Origin of the sequence: Alkalibacillus haloalkaliphilus C5 (assembly GCF_000269905.1) — a bacterium.
Classification (GTDB): Bacteria; Bacillota; Bacilli; order Bacillales; family Alkalibacillaceae; genus Alkalibacillus; species Alkalibacillus haloalkaliphilus_A.
Map to the genome: position 1 here is coordinate 1 of NZ_AKIF01000143.1, position 7373 is coordinate 7373.

The 7373-nt window shown below is 39.0% G+C and carries 7 protein-coding genes; 3 read left to right on the plus strand and 4 right to left on the minus strand.

Annotation, left to right across the window (positions count from 1 at the left end; all coding sequences use genetic code 11):
* Positions 1–85: 85 nt before the first annotated feature.
* From A194_RS0112995 to A194_RS0113010, 4 genes are read right to left on the minus strand one after another with little or no spacing between them, the layout of a single operon-like run.
* Entirely contained in the window at positions 86–730 is a 645-nt protein-coding gene (locus A194_RS0112995) for a sugar transferase (protein WP_017187257.1), read from the minus strand.
* Positions 720–1847, minus strand: a complete 1128-nt coding sequence (locus A194_RS0113000) for a DegT/DnrJ/EryC1/StrS family aminotransferase (protein ID WP_017187258.1) — start codon at positions 1845–1847, stop codon at positions 720–722. The genes A194_RS0112995 and A194_RS0113000 overlap by 11 nt, the downstream gene beginning before the upstream one ends.
* A gap of 23 nt (positions 1848–1870) precedes the next feature.
* Positions 1871–2749 carry a UTP--glucose-1-phosphate uridylyltransferase GalU gene (gene galU / locus A194_RS0113005; protein WP_017187259.1) on the minus strand — a complete coding sequence of 293 codons (879 nt, stop codon included), beginning with the start codon at positions 2747–2749 and terminating at the stop codon, positions 1871–1873.
* A gap of 12 nt (positions 2750–2761) precedes the next feature.
* The gene (locus A194_RS0113010; protein ID WP_017187260.1) at positions 2762–4579 is read right to left on the minus strand and encodes a polysaccharide biosynthesis protein; all 1818 of its coding nucleotides are present in this window, start codon (positions 4577–4579) and stop codon (positions 2762–2764) included.
* 370 nt (positions 4580–4949) lie between these two features.
* Between A194_RS0113010 and A194_RS0113015 the strand changes: the two genes are divergently transcribed.
* The 3 genes from A194_RS0113015 (at position 4950) to A194_RS0113025 (ending at position 7280) form a co-directional block, all read left to right on the plus strand.
* Complete coding sequence (locus A194_RS0113015) at positions 4950–5687, plus strand: YveK family protein (RefSeq protein WP_017187261.1); 738 nt, start codon at positions 4950–4952, stop codon at positions 5685–5687.
* The gene (locus A194_RS0113020) at positions 5677–6369 is read left to right on the plus strand and encodes a CpsD/CapB family tyrosine-protein kinase (protein ID WP_017187262.1); all 693 of its coding nucleotides are present in this window, start codon (positions 5677–5679) and stop codon (positions 6367–6369) included. Before A194_RS0113015 ends, A194_RS0113020 begins: the two co-directional genes overlap by 11 nt.
* Before the next feature lie 143 nt (positions 6370–6512).
* Positions 6513–7280: a tyrosine-protein phosphatase gene (locus A194_RS0113025; RefSeq protein WP_017187263.1), complete on the plus strand. Its 768-nt coding sequence runs from the start codon at positions 6513–6515 to the stop codon at positions 7278–7280.
* Positions 7281–7373 lie beyond the last annotated feature (93 nt).

Sequence of the window (7373 nt, forward strand, 5' to 3'; positions counted from 1 at the left end):
CACATTAGGAAAACTTTTCATAAAAGAATCATTTAACATGTCTATAATGTCATTTCTATAAAAGTCAATGTCTTCAATCCCTAGTTTATTTATCTTCATAGGTACTAACCACCACTCTTTCCTCGTCTAAATTCTTCAAAACATGCTGATCTCCAACTACTATATCACTTCTCCATATCACTTTTTTTATAGTAAGTAACATAATATTAATATCTTCTTTGAAAGACATCTCGTTAGCATAATTTACATCAAGTTTTAAACGCGTGTCCCATTCTAAAACATTCCTTCCATTCACTTGTGACAGCCCTGTCAGACCCGGCCTTACAGAATGGCGTAACCTTTCCTCTTCAGTATAATAGGGTAAATATCTTATAAGTAATGGTCTAGGGCCAACTATAGACATATCGCCCTTTAATATATTAAACAACTCGGGTAATTCATCTAATGATGTTGAGCGTAACAGTCTTCCAAATGTTGTGATTCTCTGTTGGTCAGGCAACAAGTCACCATTCCTATCTCTTTGGTCACTCATTGTCCTAAATTTATACATTGTAAATAATTTCTCATTTAGTCCAGGACGATTTTGCTTGAAGAGAACTGGACTTCCTAATTTAACCCTTACTAAAAGAGCAACTAAAACAAGTATTGGGCTTAGTAAAATAATTGCTATTAATGCAAGCGTGAAATCTATTACCCTCTTAAAATAATTTCGATATAAACTATTTAACATCTAACCACCACATTGATTTAATATTATTTATAATTCTACTAATTTGATCATCAGTCATCTTAGTATCTGAAGGCAAACAAATGCCTGTTTCAAACAACTTCTCTGCCACACCTTCACCGACAAAATCATATTGATCAAAGTATGGCTGCATATGCATTGGCTTCCAAATTGGTCTTGATTCGATATTTTCTTCATCTAATGCATCCATAATATCAGTTGGTTGTACATTTTCGTTTAATGTAATACAACTTAACCAGTAGTTAGGATCATCAAAGTCGTTTTCTGGCATAAAACCAATACCTACAACATCACTTAGTTCACGTTTATAAGTTTCATAGATTTTTTTCTTCTTCTGCACTCGTTCATCTAATACCTTTAATTGACCTCTACCGATTCCAGCAACGACATTACTCATTCGATAGTTGAAACCTAGTTCACTATGTTGATAGTGTCGTGCTTGGTCACGTGATTGTGTTGCCCAGAACCTAACCTTTTCTACCATCTTTTCATTATTAGAAACAAGCATTCCACCACCAGAAGTGGTAATGATCTTGTTACCATTGAATGAGAAAATACCGTAATCACCAAATGTTCCAGTTTGCTTACCTTTGTAATAAGTACCTAGTGATTCTGCAGCATCTTCTATTAATGTAACGTTATATTGAGTACACAGATCTACAATACGGTCTAAATCTGCTGATAGACCATAAAGGTGAACAACGATGACTGCTTTAACTTCTGGATACTTTTTAAATGCCTCTTCTAATGCATCAGGGCACATATTCCAAGTTTTAAAATCACTATCGATAAACACTGGTGTTGCACCTTGATAAATAATTGGGTTTGCCGTTGCTGAAAACGTTAGAGTCGGACAAAAAACGATGTCTCCTTGTCCAATTCCTGCAGCCCTAAGCGCTAAATGAATAGCTGCTGTACCTGACGACAGTGCAGCAGCTGATTTAATTCCAACTTTATCGGCTAACTCTTGTTCAAATCCGTTCACATTACTTCCTAATGGTGCAATCCAGTTTGTATCAAATGCTTCTTGTACATATTGTTGTTCATATCCTTCATCACTCATGTGAGGTGAAGACAAGTAAATACGATCATTAGTCATTGCTGAACTTCCTTCCAGTCTTATTAAATCACCTTATGTTTTTCTACAATTTCACACATAAACTCCAAAATCTCGTCTCTCACATCTTCACGCTCAAGCGACATCTCAATCGTCGTCTTCAAGAACCCTTTAATCTCTCCAACATCATAACGACGGCCTTCAAAGTCATAAGCGTATACAGACTGTAGCTCGTTTAACATTTGAATCGCATCTGTTAATTGAATTTCATTTCCAGACCCAACCTTATGCTGACCTAAAAAGTCCATTACTTCTGGCTTCAGAACGTAACGGCCCATAATCGCTAAGTTAGATGGTTCTTGGCCTAGTACTGGCTTTTCTACGAAATTGTTAACGCGGTATAGACGTCCGTCTTGTTCTAATGGATCGATAATGCCGTAACGGTCTGTTTCGCCGTCTGGGACTTGTTGAACACCGATGATTGATTTGCCTGTACGGTCGTATTCGTTAATGAGTTGCTTTAGACCTGGTGTTTCTGCTCTTACGATGTCATCCCCTAATAATACCGCAAATGGGTCATCACCAATGAATTTACGTGCGCACCATACAGCGTGTCCTAAACCTTTTGGTTCTTTTTGTCTAATGTAGTGAAGGTCAACGTTTGATGATTTTTTCACTTTTTCGAGTAGGTCGTATTTTTCTTTTTCAATGAGTGTATCTTCTAATTCGTATGCATTGTCGAAGTGGTCTTCGATTGCACGTTTCCCTTTACCTGTGACGATAATGATATCTTCAATGCCTGATTCGATTGCTTCTTCTACGATATATTGAATCGTCGGTTTGTCGACGATTGGTAGCATTTCTTTCGGTAATGCTTTAGTTGCTGGTAGGAAGCGTGTACCTAGACCAGCGGCTGGAATGATTGCTTTTTTTACTTGTTTCACGCTCGTATCCCCCTATGCTAATTCTGTCACTTTCTCTGGTTTCACTTCGATAAAGTCCATGAGTTCGTCTTTAAGTTGATCTTCGTTTCTCTCTAACAGACCGTCAACTGCTTGATGTACCCCGCGTACGTTATCAAAGGTGCATTTTCCGATGTAGATTTTCGGGAAGACTTGTTTATCTGATATTTCGTCTTCGCCAAGGAGTTCTTCGTACATTTTCTCACCTGGGCGGATGCCTGTGAATTCAATGCCAATCTCATCAAGTGAATAACCTGATAGTTTGATTAAGTTTTTGGCCAAATCAACTATTTTAACTGGTTCGCCCATATCTAAGACAAAAATTTCGCCACCGCGTGCTAGTGATCCCGCTTGAATAACAAGTTGACTTGCTTCTGGAATGGTCATGAAGTAGCGTGTCATCTCTGGGTCTGTCACGGTAACTGGTCCACCTTGACGAATTTGTTCTTTGAATAGTGGTATAACACTGCCACGGCTACCTAAGACGTTTCCGAAACGGACGGCTAAAAATCTCGTCTGGCTTCGTTGTGATAAGTTTTGGATAACCATTTCGGCAACGCGTTTTGTTGCACCCATTACGTTCGTTGGGTTAACGGCTTTATCGGTTGAAACGAGTACGAATGTTCCGACGTTGTTTTCATGTGCTGCATCGGCGACATTTTTCGTACCGAAGACGTTATTTTTCACGGCTTCACGTGGATTGAATTCCATTAATGGTACGTGTTTATGTGCTGCTGCGTGGTAGACAACATCTGGATTGTACTGCTTCATCATTTCAAAAATGCGATCTCGATCTTTTATATCGGCTATGATTGGTGTAATGGTAAAACGACCGTCATAACGATTTCGTAACTCTCTTTCGATTTGGTAAATGCTGTTCTCTCCATGACCGAGGATGATCATGTGTTTTGGTTCAAACGGGGCTATTTGTCGGCATATTTCTGACCCGATTGAACCACCCGCTCCTGTAATTAAAACCGTGCGCCCTCCAATAGTCTCGGCAATACTGTACATATCTAAATCAATTGGGTCACGGCCTAGTAAGTCTTCTACTTCGACATCTCGTAATTGGCTTACTGAAACCTTACCTGTTGCTAAGTCTTCAAACTTCGGAATGATTTGTGTTTTAACTTTCGTTTCGGAACATTTGCTGAAGATCTCATTCAAACGTTCGCGGGTTAGTGAAGGAATGGCTATAATGATATGGTCTATGTCGTAATCTTCCACCACTTCTTTTAAATGTTTAACTTTTCCTGCGACTGGAATGCCTAATAGCTGCATGTTCTTTTTCGTAAAGTCATCGTCTAAGAAAGCTACTGGATTCAATTCGCTTTCATCACTTGATTGTAATTGACGAGCGACCATTGCGCCTCCAGCTCCAGCTCCGACGACGAGCGTCCGCTTCTGACCTTTGCTTCTTCCTTTAATAAATTCGTCTCTAATAATTCGCCAAGCAAAGCGCGAGCCACCAATTAATAATATGTGTAGCATCCACGCCACAGCTAATGCTCTTATGTAAACTGTTCCAAATATGACGAGTTGTGCTACAGCTGTTACTGCGATTGAGAGTGTGACGACATAGAAGATCGCCATTAATTCTCTTATACTAGCATACTCCCATACTTTGTGATAGAGTCCCCGTGCCATTGCTAATAAATGGTGCATAGCTAATAGAATGGCTGATGAAAGCATAATGATTGCTTCATCGATCACAAAAGTGTTGTAAAGAATTAGCGTACTTAGGTATATAGACCCAAGTACAATCAACGTGTCTAAAAAGATCAGACTAGACAACCGCTTTCGATAAGTCATATGAACCTGTCCCCTTCGTAAATATCCCCATAATATAAGTCCCGGCACTTTACATCATTATACGGCATTTAAAGTTTCATAGTTAATTCGACCTCTCCCCTTAGGCCTATATAACTATATTAATTACGCTGTGAATAATACTAGCAAACGGAAATTGGAAATTCAACAGAAATTGGTAAGTTTATTTCAAAGTTGTTACAGTAATTTTTGGAAATTGTAGGTTAAAGTAGTGGTTATTTGGTATAATGATTTATATAAATTATAAGACAATTTGACAGAAAACTCAATTTTTCTACAACAAGTTTAGTAGATTGTGTTATAATCTTAAAATGATATTTACGATAATTGGAAGTACCGGAGGAAAAAACAGATGGAAGAAACAATTTCACTACAAGAGATTTGGGAAATACTAAAGAAACGATTAGGTTTAATAGCGATTGTGACAGCGATTGCTTTAGTGTTGAGTTTCGTTGCGACGACATTTTTTATGACACCTCAATACGAAGCGAATTCACAGTTTATCGTTAACCAAGCCGATCAACAACAGCAGGAAATTACATCAAATGAAATTAGAACGAATGTAGAATTAATTAATACTTATAATGTCATTATTCAAAGTCCTGCTATTTTAGATTTAGTCATTGACGATCTAGGTTTAGAATTGTCAGCTAGTCAGTTAGCTAATCGAATTAGTGTAAACAATGCGGATCAGTCACAAGTCGTTAGCGTCCAAGTGACTGGGCCTGATCACGATCAAGCAGTAGACATTGCCAATACGACAGTTGAAATCTTTAAAAACGAAATTCCTTCTTATATGAATGTCGATAACGTCGGTATTTTATCTGAAGCAATGCATCAAGCAGATCCTTCTCAAATTAGCCCAAACTTATCACTGAATCTAGCGATCGCATTCGTATTAGGTTTAATGGTAGGTGTCGGTTTAGCTTTCTTACTAGAATACTTAGACAACACGATCAAAACGGAAGAAGATCTTGAGAGTTCATTAGAGATGCCGGTCATGGGTATTATTTCAACAATTGACCTTGAAGAAGGTAATGCAACGAGAAAGTCGCGCAAGGCGAGAAAGGGTGTTAATATTGGCTCGTAAAACGACATTACAAAGAGCACAACAACATAAAACGTTAGTCACTCATGAACAGCCTAAGTCACCAGTTAGTGAACAATATCGAACGTTAAGAACGAATTTACAATTTTCATCAGTGGATCAAGAACTTTCAACGATGGTCGTAACATCAACGACCCAAAGTGAAGGTAAAAGTCTTACGGCTGCTAACTTAGCGATTGCTTTTGCTCAACAAGGGAAGAAAGTATTGTTAGTTGATGCAGATATGCGTCGTCCGACTGTTCATTACACTTTCCGTATTAGTAATACGTTCGGTTTGAGTAACCTTTTAGTTGGCGATCATACGTTAGAACAGCTTGTACATGAGTCAAAAGTCGATAATCTAGACCTATTAACTTGTGGGCCAATTCCACCAAACCCTTCAGAGTTGCTTGCATCTAATAGAATGCGAGAATTAGTTGGTATTGCAAAGCAAAGCTATGATTTAGTGATTTTCGATACACCACCAGTCTTAGCTGTAACGGATCCTCAAATTTTAGCGAACGAAACTGACGGTGCTTTACTCGTCGTCCGTAGTAAAAAGACAGAGAAAGATGCAGCTAAACGCGCGAAAGAATTGTTAGAACAAGCCAACGCGAACTTACTCGGTGCTGTCTTAAACGATAAAGACGTGAAAGATAGTAACTACTTATATTACTATAACTAAGAATTGGAAGCTGGAAGTCTCATAGGTATTTAGGCCTGTGAGACTTTTATGTTTAAGCAGAAAGATAGTTATATTGTCGGATAAAATAGATGAGAATTTTGTCGATAATAAGGTTAACTATAGTCAACAGGAGGACCTTTTTTATGATCGATTTACACAGTCATATCCTTCCTAGTGTTGACGACGGTGCGCAAACAATAGAAGATAGCGTCAAGATGGCACACCAAGCTCGTCAGGAAGGGATCACGACTATTTATGCAACTCCCCATCACTTAAATGGGCGATACGAAAATGAGAGAGAGAACGTCATCGAACGTGTTGCCACTTTGAATGCTGAATTCGAACAGCGAAATATCGACTTAACGGTATTGCCAGGCCAAGAGATTCGAATTAATGGTGATATTGAGTCTATATTGGAAGAGCGCACAGCGATGCCATTAGGTGACGAAACAAAATACATATTAGTCGAACTACCGTCTTCACAAGTACCACGTTATACGAAGGACAAGTTATTTGAATTACAGCGTATGGGATACCAACCGGTTATCGTACACCCAGAACGCAATAGCGCTTTTGTCAAACATCCGAACATTTTATACGAATTTGTGAAACGTGGGACATTAACGCAACTTACCGCTTCAAGTGTTGGCGGTAAGTTCGGGAAGAAGATTCAGAGCTTCTGCTTTCAGTTGATTGAAGCGAATCTCGTTCATTTTATCGCATCAGATGCGCACAACACGACGACCCGCGGCTTTTATATGGAAGAAGCTTACGACATAATTGGTAAACGCTACGGTGACTTTATAGTGGAGCTTTTTAAAGAAAGTGCCGAAGCAGTCGTTCAAGATGAATTAGTCATTGGCAATCCACCGATGGAAGTGAAAAAGAAGAAGTTGTTGGGGATATTTTAAGTGAGAACGATTGGGGAAGGCCCTCTGCAGTTGTGAGCTGCGGAGGGTGTTTTTTGTGTGGTGGCGTGGTGCGTACGGTGGGTGGTGGTACGA

Bases quoted from the DNA above. Each gene is read 5' to 3' on its own strand.
- A194_RS0113010 (WP_017187260.1), bottom strand. From the start codon at position 4,579: ATGACTTATCGAAAGCGGTTGTCTAGTCTGATCTTTTTAGACACGTTG.
- A194_RS0113000 (WP_017187258.1), bottom strand. From the start codon at position 1,847: ATGACTAATGATCGTATTTACTTGTCTTCACCTCACATGAGTGATGAA.
- A194_RS0113025 (WP_017187263.1), top strand. From the start codon at position 6,513: ATGATCGATTTACACAGTCATATCCTTCCTAGTGTTGACGACGGTGCG.
- A194_RS0113015 (WP_017187261.1), top strand. From the start codon at position 4,950: ATGGAAGAAACAATTTCACTACAAGAGATTTGGGAAATACTAAAGAAA.
- A194_RS0112995 (WP_017187257.1), bottom strand. From the start codon at position 730: ATGTTAAATAGTTTATATCGAAATTATTTTAAGAGGGTAATAGATTTC.